Genomic DNA, 14,124 nt, shown 5'->3' with positions numbered 1-14,124 from the left:
AGATGTCCTTCTGGACCCGCCACCAAATCTTCGAAAAGAACTCGATCATCCTGATCGCGGGCATCCTGGTCGTGATCGCGATCGGCGGCCTGGTCGAGATCACGCCGCTGTTCTACCTCAAGAGCACGATCGAGGTGGTCGACGGCGTCAGGCCGTACACGCCGCTCGAGCTCGCCGGCCGCAACATCTATGTGCGCGAAGGCTGCTATCTCTGCCACTCGCAGATGATCCGGCCGCTGCGAGACGAGGTCGAGCGCTACGGGCACTTCTCGCTGGCCGCCGAGAGCATGTACGACCATCCGTTCCAGTGGGGCTCGAAGCGGACCGGGCCTGACCTGGCGCGGGTCGGCACCAAATATTCCGACGAGTGGCACGTCACCCACCTGATCAATCCGCGCGCGATCGTGCCGCAGTCCGTGATGCCGGGCTATCCCTTCCTCGCAAAGACCGAGCTCGATCCCGAGGCGATCGCCGATCACCTCAAGACCAACCGCGCGGTCGGCGTGCCCTACAACGAGGAGCAGATCGCCAACGCGGTGGCGGACCTGAAGGCGCAGGCTGATCCCGACAATGCCGGCACCGACGCGTTTGCAAAACGCTATCCGAAGGCGGTGATCCGCAACTTCGACGGCAAAAGCGGGGCGCCGACCGAGATGGATGCGCTGGTCGCCTATCTGCAGATGCTCGGCACGCTGGTCGACTTCAAGCTCTACAACGAAAAAGCCAATCTTCGCTGAGAGACGGGACGATGAAAGCAATTCTGACGGTTCACAATCTGGCGTCGAACCTCGTGACGAGCGTGTGGACGCCGATCTTCGTCGGCCTGTTCGTCGCGATCGTGATCTACGCGCTCTGGCCCCGCAACCAGGCCGCCTTCGATGAGGCAGCGCGGATACCTTTGCGGGAGGAGTGAGAGACCATGGCTGAAACCGAACTCGATCAAGTCTCCGGCAAGACCACGACCGGTCACCAGTGGGACGGCATCAAGGAACTCAACACGCCGCTGCCGCGCTGGTGGGTGCTGACCTTCTACGCCACCATCATCTGGGCAATCGGCTACTGGGTGGTGTACCCGGCCTGGCCGCTGTTGTGGAGCAATACGACGGGACTGTTCAATTATTCGTCGCGTGCCGATGTCGGCGTCGAACTGGCCAATCTCGAGAAGATCCGTGGCGACAAGATGGTCGTGCTCGGCGCCGCCTCGCTCGAGGATATCGAGAAGGACCCGGCGCTGCTGGCGCTCGCGCGCGCTCGCGGCAAGGCGGCGTTCGGCGACAACTGCGCGCCGTGCCATGGCTCGGGCGGTGCCGGCGCGAAGGGCTATCCGAACCTGAACGATGACGACTGGCTGTGGGGCGGCTCGCTCGAGCAGATTCAGCAAACCATCCAGTTTGGCGCCCGCTCGGGCAACGCCAAGGCCCATGAAGGCGCGATGCTCGCTTTCGGCAAGGATGGCATCCTGAAGAAGGATGAGATCGTCACGGTCGCCAATTACGTCCGCTCGCTCTCGGGCCTGTCGACAAGCCAGGGCTACAACGCCGCGGCCGGCGCAAAACTGTTCGCCGACAATTGTGCGAGCTGCCACGGCGAGAACGGCAAGGGCAACCAGGAACTCGGTGCGCCCGATCTCACCGACAAGATCTGGCTCTACGGCTCCGACGAGGCGACCGTGATCGAGACCATCACCAACGGCCGCGCCGGCGTGATGCCGGCCTGGGTCGGCCGGCTCGATCCGTCCACCGTCAAGGCGCTTGCGGTCTACGTGCACACGCTGGGCGGCGGCAAGTAAACGGGGGCTGTTTGCGCTGGATCAATCAGGTCGCGGGGGGAGGGGGTAGGCTCTTGCTGCGATGCCAGAAGAATCCCGGCCCATGAACAAGATCGTCCAGATAGACCCGGATCAAGTCGAAGAACTCGGGCCGCTTTATGCGGCCCGCAAGAAGGTCTACCCGCAGAAGGTTTCCGGGACCTTCCGGCGGATCAAATGGGGCCTGATGGCATTCTGCCTCGGCGTCTACTATTTCCTGCCGTTCGTACGCTGGAATCGCGGTCTCGGCGCGCCTGACCAGGCTGTCCTGATCGACCTGCCGAACAGCCGCTTCTATTTCTTCTTCATCGAGCTGTGGCCGCAGGAGGTCTATTACTTCACCGGGCTCCTGATCCTTGCCGCGATCACGCTGTTCCTGATGAACTCGGTCGGCGGCCGCATCTGGTGCGGCTATCTCTGCCCCCAGACGGTGTGGACGGACCTGTTCTATGCGGTCGAGCGCTTGGTCGAGGGCGACCGGCGCGAGCGGATGAAGAAGGACGCATCCGCCCATCGCTGGACGCTGGAACGCATCTCCGAGCTCGTGCTCAAGCATTCGATCTGGCTGATGATCGCCTGGTGGACCGGCGGCGCCTGGGTGCTGTATTTCACAGACGCGCCGACGCTCGTCAAAGAGCTGGTCACCTTCCAGGCGCCGGCGATCGCCTATATCTGGATCGCGATCCTGACCGCGACGACCTATCTGCTCGCCGGATTCATGCGGGAGCAGGTCTGCGTCTACATGTGCCCGTGGCCGCGCATCCAGGCGGCGCTGACCGACGAATGGGCGCTCAACGTCACCTATCGCTATGACCGCGGCGAAAAGCGCATGTCGGTGAAGAAGGCGAACGAACTGCGCGCGCTCGGCCAGCACGCCGGCGACTGCGTCGACTGCTATCAATGCGTCGCGGTCTGCCCGACCGGCATCGACATCCGCAACGGGCCGCAGCTCGACTGCATCCAGTGCGGGCTGTGCATCGACGCCTGCGACAACGTGATGAAGAAGATCGGCCGGCCGACGCGGCTGATCGGCTACGACAACGACATCAACATCCAGCGCCGGATGGAAGGCAAGGCGCCGATCTACCGCATCGTGCGGCCGCGCACCATCACCTATGTCGCGCTGATCGCGCTGGTCGGCGGCATCATGCTCTATACGCTCGCGACACGTTCGCTGCTCGACATCAACGTGCTGCACGACCGCAACCCGGTCGCGGTGAAGCTCAGCGACGGCTCGATCCGCAATGCCTATACCGTCCGCTTCCTCAACAAGCGCGGCTTCGACCGCGTGGTGGCGATCGACATCGACGGGCCACAGGATGCCAAGCTCCATGTCGTCGGCGGCGACTCGATCACGCCCGATCGTCCCATGATCGTGCTCGGGCGCGACGGCACCACCGAGCTGCGCGTGCTGGTCACCGCTCCGTCCGACCGCAATCCTGAGAAATCGATCCCGGTGAAATTCCGCGTCACTGATATCGGTCTCGGCGAAGTCGCCTCCACCACCGACAATTTCGTCACGCCGTAACAAGAAGCAGGGCCGTCATGAGCAGGGAATATGGATCGGAGAAGCCGCTGACCGGCCGCAAGGTGCTTGTGATGCTGGTCGCATTCTTCGGCGTGGTGATCGGTGTCAATGTGACCATGATCAAGCTTGCAACCGTGACGCTGCCCGGCACCGATGTCGACAGCGCCTACGCGGCGAGCCTCGCCTATGAGAAGGAGATCGTCGCGGCGCGCGAGCAGGATGCCCGCAACTGGAAGGTCGACGCCCATCTGGCGCGTGAGGCCAGTGGCGGCACCGCGCTCGAAATCGAAGCGCGCGACGGCAATGGCAGGCCGCTGACCGGATTGCTGTTCACCTCTCGCCTGGAGCGGCCGACCGACCGACGCGCCGACCAGGCGATCGAGCTGTCGGAAGCCGGCGGCGGCCGCTACCACGGCAAGGGCGGGGCGATCGGTCCCGGGCAATGGGAGCTGGTGCTGGAGAGCGAGGCCCAGGGGCGGCGCGTGTTCCTGTCCAGGAATCGCGTGGTGCTGAACTGAAGAGGGCGCGATGCAGGCGACACGGGACTTTTCACACTACGTCAAGCATCTCGGCGCGGGACTGGCGCATATCGACCTCGCGGTCGAGGGCGTGAGCTGTGCCGGCTGCATGTCGAAGATCGAACGCGGGCTCTCGGCGATTCCCGATGTGACGCTGGCGCGCGTCAACCTCACCGACCGCCGCGTGGCGCTGGAATGGAAAGAGGGCGCGCTTGACCCGGCGCGCTTCATCGATCGCCTCGCCGAGCTCGGCTACAAGGCCTATCCGTTCGAGACGGTCAGCGCGGAGGCCGCCGAGGTCGAGAACTCACGCTTCCTGCTGCGGTGCCTCGGGGTTGCGGCGTTCGCGACCATGAACGTGATGATGCTGTCGATCCCGGTGTGGTCCGGCAATGTCAGCGACATGCTGCCGGAGCAGCGCGATTTCTTCCATTGGATGTCGGCGCTGATCGCGCTGCCGGCAGCCGCCTATGCCGGCCAGCCGTTCTTCCGCTCGGCCCTCAACGCGCTGCGCACCGGCAATGTCAACATGGACGTGCCGATCAGCATCGGCGTGATCCTGGCGCTTGGCATGTCCATCGTCGAGACCATCGGACATGCCGAGCATGCCTATTTCGACGCGGCGATCATGCTGCTCACCTTTCTCCTGGTCGGCCGCTATCTCGACCAGAGCATGCGGCGGCGTACCCGCGCGGTCGCCGGCAATCTTGCTGCGCTCAAGGCCGAGACCGCGACGAAATTCGTGGGACCCGACGAGATTTCAGTGGTGCCCGCCGCGGCGATCAGGGCCGGCGATATCGTGCTGCTGCGCCCCGGCGAGCGCTCGGCGGTCGACGGCACGGTGGTCGACGGAAGGTCCGAGATCGACCAAAGCCTGATCACCGGCGAGACGCGGCATGCGGCGGTCGAGGCCGGCAGCGCGGTTTATGCCGGCTCGCTGAATATCTCCGGCGCCTTGCGTATCCGCGTCTCGGCGGCGGCCGAAGGCACGCTGCTGGCGGAGATCCAGCGATTGCTCGACCACGCGGTGCAGGCACGCTCGCGCTATGTGCAGCTCGCCGACCGTGCGTCGCGGCTCTATGCGCCGGTGGTGCATGCGACCGCGCTTCTGACCATGATCGGCTGGCTGATCGCCGGTGCCAGCCTGCACGATTCCGTCATCACTGCGATCGCGGTGCTGATCATCACCTGCCCCTGCGCGCTCGGGCTTGCGATCCCGACGGTGCAGACCATTGCCGCGGGCGCGATGTTCCGTGCCGGCGTGTTGATCAATTCGGGCGATGCCATCGAGCGCGTCGCCGAGGTTGACCGCATCATCTTCGACAAGACGGGAACGCTGACCTTGCCCGAGCTCGACGTGGTGAATTCCACGTCCGTGCCGGCCGATATGTTCGAACTGGCCGGCCGGCTCGCGCTCGCAAGCCACCACCCGGTCGCTGCGGCGCTGGCACGCGCAGCCGGCGCGAAATCGCCGCTGCCCGGCGTCACGGAGGAGCCGGGGCAGGGGGTGCGCGGCAGCTTTGGCGGCGAAGAGGTCAGGCTCGGCCGCCCGTCATTCTGCAAGGCGGAGCCTCTTGCAGATGAGATCCTGAGCGGCGATCCCGAGGCCTCCGTGGTCGCGTTCGCCCGCGGCGAGAAGCGTTACGTGTTCGCGGTGCGACAGGGCTTGCGGCCGGACGCGCGCGAGACCATCGCGGCGTTGCAGCGGCGTGGCATCGCGGTCGAGATCTTGTCGGGAGATCGCGAGCCCGCGGTGCGGGCGGCGGCCGAGACGCTCGGCATTCCCGAATGGCGCGCCGGTGTGACGCCGGCAGACAAGATCGCGCGCATCGAGGAACTGAAGCGGCAGGGTTTCAAGGTGATGATGGTCGGCGACGGCTTGAACGATGCACCGTCGCTGGCGGCCGCGCATGTCTCGATGTCACCGATCTCGGCCGCGCATCTCAGCCAGGCGACCGCCGATCTCGTCTTCCTCGGCAAGCCGCTCGCGCCCGTTATCGCCGCCGTCGATTATTCGCGCAAGGCGCTGCGGCTGATGCGGCAGAACCTCTACCTCGCCGTCGGCTACAATTTCCTCGCGGTGCCGATCGCGATTCTCGGCTTCGTGACGCCCCTGATCGCGGCCGCGGCGATGTCGGCCTCCTCGATCCTGGTGATGCTGAATGCGCTGCGCGGACGTCGTGTGCGGCAGGAGCAGGTGTGATGGAAGTGATCGCGTTCCTGGTGCCCTTGGCGCTGCTGCTTGGCCTGTTCGGACTGCTCGGATTCCTCTGGTCGCTGAAGAACGGCCAGTATGACGATCTCGAAGGCGCTGCCTGGCGGGCGATCTCCGACGATGACGAGACGCCCGCCGCTCCCAAGCGCGGCCTTTGATTTGGCGCAATGACGGCCATCTCCCGCGGCCCGATACTGAATGTGCAGAAGGACGGGAGGATTGCCATGGCATCGGCAACAGGAACGGAATCGATCGCGGGCAGGCTGATCGGCAAGCTCACGGGCTTTGTCGAACGGTTCCGCGACATCGGCGAAATTCGCAGCCTCAGCGAGGCGGAGACCTGCTCCATTGCGCATGATCTCCGCATCTCGCCGGCCGAGCTTGAGACGCTGGTCGCCCGCGGGCCTCATGGCGCCGATGAACTGCCAAAGATGCTGAATGCGGTCGGCATCGACGAAAGCGTGGTCCTGCGCAGGGAACCGGGCGTGCTGCAGGACATGAGGCGGGTCTGCGCGCTCTGCGTGGAAAAATCCCGCTGCAATCGTGAGCTCGAAGCGGGGACGGCGGCCGAGCATCATCGCGACTATTGCGCCAACGCCTACACGATCGACACGCTCGGGATGAAGCAGCAGCCGGACCGGACCGATCTTCTGCTCCGCGGGCCGTGCTGCTGCTGAACGACTGAACCCGGCGCCGGATCGCGCCGGGTGGCCAAAATTGTCCCGTATCCTTGGACGCGAGGCCCTGCTAACCATGGGCATCGGCGGCGGCCGGCTGGTCGCTGCGACCGTCTGTGTGCGCCGGCGCAAGGCCTGCGCGTTTTACGAGAAGGATACGAGCAATGATCGAAACCGTTGGCATCATCGGCGCGGGCACTATGGGCAACGGCATCGCCCAGGTCTCTGCCGCCGCCGGGCTCCAGGTGGTGATGGTCGACATCTCAGATGCGGCCGTGCAGCGCGGACTGGCGACCGTCGGCAGCAGCCTGGACCGCCTGGTCAAGAAGGAGAAGATGACCGAGGCCGACAAGAACGCCGCGCTCGGGCGCATCAACGCGACTACCGACAAGGCCAGGCTTGCGGCCTGCGACCTCGTGATCGAGGCGGCGACCGAAAACGAGGACCTGAAGCTCAAGATCCTGAAGGACCTCAGTGCGACGCTGAACCCGCGCGCGCTGATCGCCACCAACACGTCTTCGATTTCTATCACCAAGCTTGCGACCGCGACCGATCGGCCCGATCGTTTCATCGGCATGCACTTCTTCAACCCGGTGCCTGTCATGGCGCTGCTTGAACTGATCCGCGGCCTCCAGACCTCGGACGATACGCTGGCCAAGGCGGAAGCGTTCGCAAAGCGCGTCGGCAAGGTGCCGATCACGGCCAAGAACAGCCCCGGTTTCGCGGTCAACCGCATCCTGTGCCCGATGATCAACGAGGCGATCTTCGCGCTGCAGGAGGGCATCGCCACCGCCGAGGAGATCGACGCCGGCATGAAGCTCGGCTGCAACCACCCGATCGGCCCGCTGGCGCTTGCCGACCTGATCGGGCTCGACACCATGCTGTCGGTGATGGACGTGTTCTACAAGGGATTCAACGATCCCAAGTATCGCGCGGCGCCCCTGCTCAAGGAGATGGTCGACGCCGGCTATCTCGGCCGCAAGACCGGCAGGGGGTTCTACGACTACGGCAAGGCGTGAGGCACGCGCCGCGAGGTTCCGTAGGATGGGCACGCTGCGCTTTGCTCACCCTGCGACGTCGTTGCAATGTTGGAGACGCGGGCGCGGTGCCAGTTGATGTGCCCTCGCCCCTTGTGGGAGAGGGCCGCTCACGCGTCTGCAACGAACTCGTTCGGGTGAGGGGTTCTCTCCACTCGCGCTGTCGCCCGCGGAGAGATCCCTCATCCGGCGCTTCACGCCACCTTCTTCCACAAGGGGAGAAGGGGACGATAACGTCCGTCACTTCACCAGCGGGCAGCCGCCGTCCTTCAGCGGGCGGAAGGCCTGGTCGCCGGGGACCTCAGCCAGCAGCTTGTAATAGTCCCAGGGCGCCTTGGATTCCTCGGGCTTCTTCACCTCGAACAGGAACATGCTGTGCACCATGCGGCCGTCGGCGCGCAGCACGCCGTTGTCGGTGAAGGCGTCGCGCACCGGCATTTCGCGCATTTTGGCCATCACGGGCTTTGTCTCCTTGGTGCCCGCGGCCTGCACCGCCTTGAGATAGTGTAGGGTCGCGCTGTAGGTCGCGGCCTGGTTCATGGTCGGCATCCGCTTCATGCGCTCGAAGAAGCGCTTGCCGAAGGCGGGGGTCGTGTCGTTGAGGTCCCAGTAGTAGGCCTCGGTGACGATCAGTCCCTGTGCGAGCTTCAGCCCGAGGCTGTGCACATCAGAGATGAACATCACGATCGCCGCGAGATTCTGCCCGCCGGCGACGATGCCGAATTCGCCGGCCTGCTTGATGGTGTTGATGGTGTCGCCCCCGCCATTGGCAAGCCCGATGATCTTGGCCTTGGAGGCCTGGGCCTGCAGCAGGAAGGAGGAGAAATCCGGCGTGTTGAGCGGATGCCTGACGCTGCCGAGCACCTTGCCACCGGCTGTCTTCACGACATCGCCGGTGTCGCGCTCGATCGAATGGCCGAACAGATAGTCCGCGGTGATGAAGTACCAGGTGTCGCCGCCGTTCTTGACGATGGCGCTGCCGACCGTGTGAGCGTTGGAATAGGTGTCGTAGGTCCAGTGCGCGACATAGGGACCGCAGGATTTACCGGTGATGTCCGAGCTCGCAGCATCGGTGACGATCATGATCTTTTCGTACTGCTTGGACAATTCCATCACCGCGAGCGCGGTGGCGGATGTCGGCAAATCGATGATCATGTCGACGCCTTCGTTCTCCCACCATTTGCGCGCCATCGAGGCCGCGATGTCAGGCTTATTCAGCACGTCGGCGGAGACCATCTCGATCGGCTTGCCGAACATGCTGCCGCCGAACTCCTCGATCGCCATCTTGGTGGCCTCGACATTTCCCGCGCCACCGATGTCGGAATAGACAGACGAGAAATCGGTGAGCACGCCGATCTTCAGCGGTGTCGCGGCGGGCTGCTGCGCGGATGCTGATACGATCGCTAGCGCCGATAACAGGCAAGCGGCCGACACCATCCTGGCGATGGGCTTCATGGGGGTCTCCTCCGTGTTTTTATCAGTTTGTCGGACAAAGTAGATTTGGGTTCCAGGGAAGTCAATCGGCCTTGAAACGGGCCGAATTGACGCATCCTCGTGGCCGAGCTACTTTGTCGGACAATCGACATTGAGGCCGGCTTTGCCTGTTTCCCCGCTATTTCGACGGATCGACGTCGCGCCCGCCTACCAGAAGGTGGCGGACGCGATCGAACGCGAGATCGTCAGCGGCCGGATCAAGCCGGGCGACCCGATCGGGACCGAGCTCGAACTGGTGCGGCAATTCGGCGTCAACCGCTCCACGGTGCGCGAGGGGATCCGGGTGCTGGAGGAGGGCGGATTGCTGCGGCGTGATTCCAGTCGCCGCCTGCAGGCCTGCCTGCCGCGCTACAACAAGCTCGCGACGCGGCTCAGCCGCGCATTGGTGCTCCACGAGGTCACGTTCCGCGAATTGTTCGAGGCGTCGATGACGCTCGAGGTCGCGAGCACGGAATGCGCGGTCGAACGGGCCACGGAAGAGGACATCGCCGAGCTTGCCGACAATCTCGCGCGGAGCGAGCGGGTGATCGGCGATGCCGCGGCGCTCGCCGAGTGCGACGCGGATTTCCACATGTTGGTGGCAAAAGCCTCGCACAACCGCGTGCTGCAGCTTGCGCGCGAGCCGGCCGCGCAATTGTTCTTTCCGACCACCGAGATGATCGTGAGTCATGTCGCGCAGGGCGCCTCGCGCCTGGTCGAGGCGCATCGCCACCTCCTGGAGGCGATCCAGCGGCGCGACAAGGCTGCCGGCGTGCAGTGGACGCGACGTCACCTGCAGGACTGGCGCCGCGGCTTCGAGCGGATCGCGTCCCTCGACCGGTCGGTCGAGCATATGTACATGGAGCACGCACAGGCGGTTCGGCACAAATAGAACGAAACAAATCGTCCGAACCAGACAGAAACAGCGGACGTTCAGGGAGGGAAACATGACCGCAGACATCACCACGACCATCCAGAAGGCGCGCGAGCAAAGCATCGGCGATCTGCTGCGCCGCTCAGCCCGGCGCTATCCCGACAAGACGGCGCTGATCTGCGGTGATGTGAACTGGACCTATGCCGAGATGGATGCGATCTGCAATCGCCTTGGCCGCGGCCTCGGCGGTCTCGGCGTGAACAAGGGCGACCGCGTCGCGGTGCTGTCGCGCAACTCGCATGCCTTTGCGGCGCTGCGCTTTGCGCTCGCCAAGATCGGCGCGATTCTGGTGCCGATCAACTTCATGCTGAATCCGGACGAGATCAATTTCATCCTGGCCAATTCCGGCGCGAGGCTGCTCGCCGTCGGCCCCGATCTCGTCGAGGCCGGCCGCGCCGCGACCGCGAAGGGCACCGCGGTCGAGAAGCTGATCTGGCTCCCGGGCGAGGATGCGGCCGAGCCGCCGAAGGACATCGCCACCTTTGCGGACCTGCTTGCCACCGACGCCTCGCCGCTCGCCGCCTCCGTCGACAGCCGCGACGTCGCGCAGATCATCTATACCAGCGGCACGGAGTCGCTGCCGAAGGGCGCCGTGCTGACCCATGAAGCGGTGATGTGGCAATATGTGAGCTGCATCATCGACGGCGGCATGGCGGCGGAGGATACGATCCTGCACGCGCTGCCGCTCTATCACTGCGCGCAGCTCGACGTCTTCCTCGGGCCCGGCATCTATCTCGGCGCCACCAACGTGATTACCGGAAAGCCGGTGCCCGATCATATCCTCTCGCTGATCGCGGCCTACAAGATCAACGCGTTCTTTGCGCCGCCGACGATCTGGATCGCAATGCTGCGTTCGCCGGCCTTCGACAAGACCGATCTGTCGAGTCTGCAAAAGGGTTACTACGGTGCGTCGATCATGCCGGTGGAGGTGCTGCTCGAATTGCAGCGGCGCCTGCCGGGGGTCAAGTTCTGGAATTTCTACGGCCAGACCGAGATCGCGCCGCTTGCGACGGTGCTGAAGCCCGAGGATCAACTGCGCAAGGCAGGCTCGGCCGGCAAGCCCGCGCTCAATGTCGAGACGCGCGTAGTGAACGCCGACATGGAGGACGTCAAGGTGGGCGAAGTCGGCGAGATCGTCCACCGCTCGCCGCATCTGTTGTCAGGCTATTACAATGATCCGGCCAAGACCGAAGCGGCCTTTGACGGCGGTTGGTTCCACAGCGGCGATCTCGCCACCGTCGACGAAGAGGGGCACGTCACGGTGGTCGACCGCGTCAAGGACATGATCAAGACCGGCGGCGAGAATGTCGCAAGCCGCGAGGTCGAGGAGATGGTCTATCGGCTGCCGGCGGTCTCCGAAGTCGCGGTGGTCGGCCTGCCGGACCCGCGCTGGATCGAGGCGGTGACCGCGATCGTGGTAGTCAAGAACGGCCAAACGCTGGATGAGGAGACCGTCATCACGCACTGCGCCGGCCAGATGGCGCATTTCAAGGTACCGAAGCGCGTAATCTTCGTCGACAGCCTGCCCAAGAACCCCAGCGGAAAATTGCTGAAGCGGGAATTGCGCAAGCGTTTTCTTGGCGGCGAAACACTCGATCGTGCGATTCAGAAAAATTTCGCGGGCTGAGAAATCCTGACGCCTGAGCGGGCGTGAACGGATCACTCGGATTCCCCTAAGCGACGGTGTATGGTTATGTCGCTGCCGTGGCCTATCACGACGGCGACGAAGCATCATTGCGACGCGCAGGGGCCGATGCTCAAGAAATCCGGCGACACCGAATTGGCCGTGACGGCCGGGGTGCGCATCGTTCCGCTCGATCGTGCCCGCACCTTCATCACCTTCCTGGTGGTGCTGTACCACGGCGTCATCAACTATACCCATTTCGGCATTGGCGGCGACCGGATGCGATGGCTTGGCTTCGACCTGATCGCGCTGTTTAACGACAGCTTCTTCATGGCCTGCATGTTTTTCATCTCGGGCCTGTTCGTTCACGATAGCCTGACGCGCAGGGGAGCGGCGAACTTTCTCGGCAGCCGCGCCTGGCGGCTGGGCATCCCGTATCTGGTATCGATCTTCGTGCTGATGCCGATCGCCTACTACCGCTACCATGTGACGGAGCTCAGCTTCCCGCAGTTCTATTGGCACATGGTCACGGTCGGCCCGTGGTCGTCGGGGTCGGCCTGGTTCCTGTGGGTGCTGCTTGCGCTCGACGCGATGGCCGCGCTGCTTTGGGCCGTGGCACCCCGCGCCATCCCGGCACTTGGGCGGTTCGCCGATGGTTTTCGCCAGCGGCCGATGGCGGCGTTCGCGGCGTTCCTGGTCTTCTCGATCATCATCTATCTGCCGTTACGGTTGCAGTTCGGCGATTCCGCCTGGCTGGTGCCCGGCCATTATCCGCTGCCGATCCAGACCAGCCGCATCCTGCTTTACATCGGCTACTTCTTCACTGGTGTGGCGGTCGGTGCCGTCAACCTGAGAGGCGGGATGCTGGCTGAGGACGGGGAGGTGGCGAAACGCTGGCTGCTGTGGCTCACCTGCGGGTTCGCGTTCTACGGCGTCATCCTGCTTCTGGTCTATGTCCATCACAGCGTGCTGCCGGATTTCCGTTCACCGCCGCTGTGGTGGCATACCGCCTATGGCCTCTGCTTTGCGATGTTCAACGCGGCGATGACGTTCGCGGTGCCGGCGCTGTTCCTGCACTTTGCGCGATCACGGTTTCGCTTCCTCGATGCGATGCGGCCTTCGGCCTACGGCATCTATCTCGTGCATTTCGTTCCGCTGATCTGGCTGCAATATCTGGTCTACGAGCCGGCGCTGCCGGTCTTCGTCAAATTCGCTATCGTCTTCCTCGGCACGCTCTTCATCAGTTGGGGCGCGACCATCCTGCTGCGAAAGATTCCGGTCGTCGCGCGCATGATCTGACGGAAGGGTCGGCAACGCGCGGCTCAGGCCCGGGCGGCATTATTTGGCGCCTATAAAGGGACGAAGCGGTCGCCATGGAATTCATACGCCGTCCCATTCATCTTCTGGGCAAGCGTTCGGCCCCGCCGCAGCGATCGAGACGGAAGCTGATTGTCCGCTTTGCGCGTCGGGTCCTCCACATTCACCAGCACGGCGTTAGCCTGCCTGGGAGGTTAGGATGCCGGTCTATCATGCATATATCGTTGGGCTGCACGGCCGGTCCATTGGAGTGGTCCAGATAGAGTGTGTCGATGATGAGTCGGCGATCAAATCCGCGATGCGTCTCGTCGACAGCCACGATGTGGAGCTTTGGCAGACCGATCGGCCCGTAGCGAGGTTCGACGCCCCGTCAAAGCGGGTGATTAGAAAATAATCCCCGCGCCGAGCCTGCCGCTACTGTTTGCGTGGATCGTCAGCAGGATTGACGTAATCGATGCCACCTGGGCCAATGAACTGAACCTGAAGTATTCCTTCCTCGCTTCCGGTCCACGCGTAATGCGGGTGTTTCGCAGGGTACACCCATAACGAGCCTGGCTTCAGGAGATCACCCTTCTTTTCGAAGTTCTCACCATGACTGCTGCCGATTGCCCCGCTTATGACCGTGACAACTTCAGAATAGGGGTGCGTGTGCGGAGGCATTTGGAAATTCGCTGGAAACTTGATGCGCAAAACAACAATTTCGCCCTTTTTGCTGGAATCGCCGACCAAGGTGGCAACCTGAACGCCTTTCGGAAAGGCTGGATTATCTTTCCATACGACCGCCTCAGGCATCACCCGGACTTGAGTATCTTGTGCAGTTGCCGAAACAGACAGCACAATCAAGCTGGTCGCCGTCAGAAGCAATTTTTTCATGAGAGTATCTCCCAAGCTCTGTGCAGCAAGAGAACGCAGATCGCAACGCGGCGAGCGTGACTTTGAGGCTGAGCGCCGCGTGTCATGCAAGTTACACTACCTGAAGGCGAATTATAAAGGC

14 protein-coding genes are annotated in these 14,124 nt (G+C 63.6%); 12 read left to right on the top strand and 2 right to left on the bottom strand.

Going from position 1 to position 14,124, the window contains the following annotated elements; translation table 11 throughout:
* The first annotated feature begins 2 nt into the window (after positions 1–2).
* The 9 genes from ccoO (at position 3) to I6F35_RS11140 (ending at position 7,764) form a co-directional block, all read left to right on the top strand.
* The gene (gene ccoO / locus I6F35_RS11180; RefSeq protein ID WP_225117715.1) at positions 3–737 is read left to right on the top strand and encodes a cytochrome-c oxidase, cbb3-type subunit II; all 735 of its coding nucleotides are present in this window, start codon (positions 3–5) and stop codon (positions 735–737) included.
* An 11-nt stretch (positions 738–748) separates the two neighbouring features.
* On the top strand, positions 749–913 hold the full coding sequence (locus I6F35_RS11175; RefSeq protein WP_225117714.1) for a cbb3-type cytochrome c oxidase subunit 3: 165 nt from the start codon (positions 749–751) through the stop codon (positions 911–913).
* Between the two features lie 6 nt (positions 914–919).
* Positions 920–1,789, top strand: a complete 870-nt coding sequence (ccoP, locus tag I6F35_RS11170) for a cytochrome-c oxidase, cbb3-type subunit III (RefSeq protein WP_225117713.1) — start codon at positions 920–922, stop codon at positions 1,787–1,789.
* 82 nt (positions 1,790–1,871) lie between these two features.
* Positions 1,872–3,335: a cytochrome c oxidase accessory protein CcoG gene (gene ccoG, locus I6F35_RS11165; protein ID WP_225117712.1), complete on the top strand. Its 1,464-nt coding sequence runs from the start codon at positions 1,872–1,874 to the stop codon at positions 3,333–3,335.
* 17 nt (positions 3,336–3,352) lie between these two features.
* Positions 3,353–3,853, top strand: a complete 501-nt coding sequence (locus I6F35_RS11160; RefSeq protein WP_225117711.1) for a FixH family protein — start codon at positions 3,353–3,355, stop codon at positions 3,851–3,853.
* A 10-nt stretch (positions 3,854–3,863) separates the two neighbouring features.
* Positions 3,864–6,056 (top strand): heavy metal translocating P-type ATPase, encoded by a 2,193-nt coding sequence (locus I6F35_RS11155; protein ID WP_225117710.1) that lies wholly within the window; start codon positions 3,864–3,866, stop codon positions 6,054–6,056.
* A complete protein-coding gene (gene ccoS / locus I6F35_RS11150) occupies positions 6,056–6,226 on the top strand; it encodes a cbb3-type cytochrome oxidase assembly protein CcoS (RefSeq protein WP_225117709.1) in 171 nt (56 codons plus the stop codon). The genes I6F35_RS11155 and ccoS overlap by 1 nt, the downstream gene beginning before the upstream one ends.
* A 66-nt stretch (positions 6,227–6,292) precedes the next feature.
* Entirely contained in the window at positions 6,293–6,745 is a 453-nt protein-coding gene (locus I6F35_RS11145) for a hypothetical protein (protein ID WP_225117708.1), read from the top strand.
* Between the two features lie 164 nt (positions 6,746–6,909).
* A complete protein-coding gene (locus I6F35_RS11140; RefSeq protein ID WP_225117707.1) occupies positions 6,910–7,764 on the top strand; it encodes a 3-hydroxybutyryl-CoA dehydrogenase in 855 nt (284 codons plus the stop codon).
* A gap of 258 nt (positions 7,765–8,022) precedes the next feature.
* Here I6F35_RS11140 and I6F35_RS11135 read toward each other — a convergent pair whose 3' ends face one another.
* The gene (locus tag I6F35_RS11135) at positions 8,023–9,237 is read right to left on the bottom strand and encodes an ABC transporter substrate-binding protein (RefSeq protein WP_225117706.1); all 1,215 of its coding nucleotides are present in this window, start codon (positions 9,235–9,237) and stop codon (positions 8,023–8,025) included.
* Between the two features lie 142 nt (positions 9,238–9,379).
* Between I6F35_RS11135 and I6F35_RS11130 the strand changes: the two genes are divergently transcribed.
* The 3 genes from I6F35_RS11130 to I6F35_RS11120 all read left to right on the top strand — a co-directional run bounded on the left by I6F35_RS11130 (position 9,380) and on the right by I6F35_RS11120 (position 13,112).
* Positions 9,380–10,147, top strand: a complete 768-nt coding sequence (locus tag I6F35_RS11130) for an FCD domain-containing protein (RefSeq protein WP_225117705.1) — start codon at positions 9,380–9,382, stop codon at positions 10,145–10,147.
* A gap of 55 nt (positions 10,148–10,202) precedes the next feature.
* Positions 10,203–11,816, top strand: a complete 1,614-nt coding sequence (locus I6F35_RS11125; protein WP_225117704.1) for an acyl-CoA synthetase — start codon at positions 10,203–10,205, stop codon at positions 11,814–11,816.
* A 126-nt stretch (positions 11,817–11,942) separates the two neighbouring features.
* Positions 11,943–13,112: an acyltransferase gene (locus I6F35_RS11120; RefSeq protein ID WP_225117703.1), complete on the top strand. Its 1,170-nt coding sequence runs from the start codon at positions 11,943–11,945 to the stop codon at positions 13,110–13,112.
* Between the two features lie 432 nt (positions 13,113–13,544).
* Here I6F35_RS11120 and I6F35_RS11115 read toward each other — a convergent pair whose 3' ends face one another.
* Positions 13,545–14,003 (bottom strand): cupin domain-containing protein, encoded by a 459-nt coding sequence (locus I6F35_RS11115; RefSeq protein ID WP_225117702.1) that lies wholly within the window; start codon positions 14,001–14,003, stop codon positions 13,545–13,547.
* Positions 14,004–14,124: the final 121 nt, after the last annotated feature.

The sequence above is a fragment of the Bradyrhizobium sp. BRP22 genome (assembly GCF_020194175.1).
Classification (GTDB): domain Bacteria; phylum Pseudomonadota; class Alphaproteobacteria; order Rhizobiales; family Xanthobacteraceae; genus Bradyrhizobium.
Note: the sequence above shows the minus strand (reverse complement) of the source record. Positions and strands in the feature narration are given on the sequence as shown.

What these genes read in the sequence shown, in the direction of transcription:
- ccoS (WP_225117709.1), top strand. Translation starts at nt 6,056, where the DNA reads ATGGAAGTGATCGCGTTCCTGGTGCCCTTGGCGCTGCTGCTTGGCCTG.
- I6F35_RS11140 (WP_225117707.1), top strand. Translation starts at nt 6,910, where the DNA reads ATGATCGAAACCGTTGGCATCATCGGCGCGGGCACTATGGGCAACGGC.
- I6F35_RS11135 (WP_225117706.1), bottom strand. Translation starts at nt 9,237, where the DNA reads ATGAAGCCCATCGCCAGGATGGTGTCGGCCGCTTGCCTGTTATCGGCG.
- I6F35_RS11125 (WP_225117704.1), top strand. Translation starts at nt 10,203, where the DNA reads ATGACCGCAGACATCACCACGACCATCCAGAAGGCGCGCGAGCAAAGC.
- I6F35_RS11120 (WP_225117703.1), top strand. Translation starts at nt 11,943, where the DNA reads ATGCTCAAGAAATCCGGCGACACCGAATTGGCCGTGACGGCCGGGGTG.
- ccoP (WP_225117713.1), top strand. Translation starts at nt 920, where the DNA reads ATGGCTGAAACCGAACTCGATCAAGTCTCCGGCAAGACCACGACCGGT.
- I6F35_RS11175 (WP_225117714.1), top strand. Translation starts at nt 749, where the DNA reads ATGAAAGCAATTCTGACGGTTCACAATCTGGCGTCGAACCTCGTGACG.
- I6F35_RS11160 (WP_225117711.1), top strand. Translation starts at nt 3,353, where the DNA reads ATGAGCAGGGAATATGGATCGGAGAAGCCGCTGACCGGCCGCAAGGTG.
- I6F35_RS11155 (WP_225117710.1), top strand. Translation starts at nt 3,864, where the DNA reads ATGCAGGCGACACGGGACTTTTCACACTACGTCAAGCATCTCGGCGCG.
- ccoO (WP_225117715.1), top strand. Translation starts at nt 3, where the DNA reads ATGTCCTTCTGGACCCGCCACCAAATCTTCGAAAAGAACTCGATCATC.
- ccoG (WP_225117712.1), top strand. Translation starts at nt 1,872, where the DNA reads ATGAACAAGATCGTCCAGATAGACCCGGATCAAGTCGAAGAACTCGGG.
- I6F35_RS11145 (WP_225117708.1), top strand. Translation starts at nt 6,293, where the DNA reads ATGGCATCGGCAACAGGAACGGAATCGATCGCGGGCAGGCTGATCGGC.
- I6F35_RS11115 (WP_225117702.1), bottom strand. Translation starts at nt 14,003, where the DNA reads ATGAAAAAATTGCTTCTGACGGCGACCAGCTTGATTGTGCTGTCTGTT.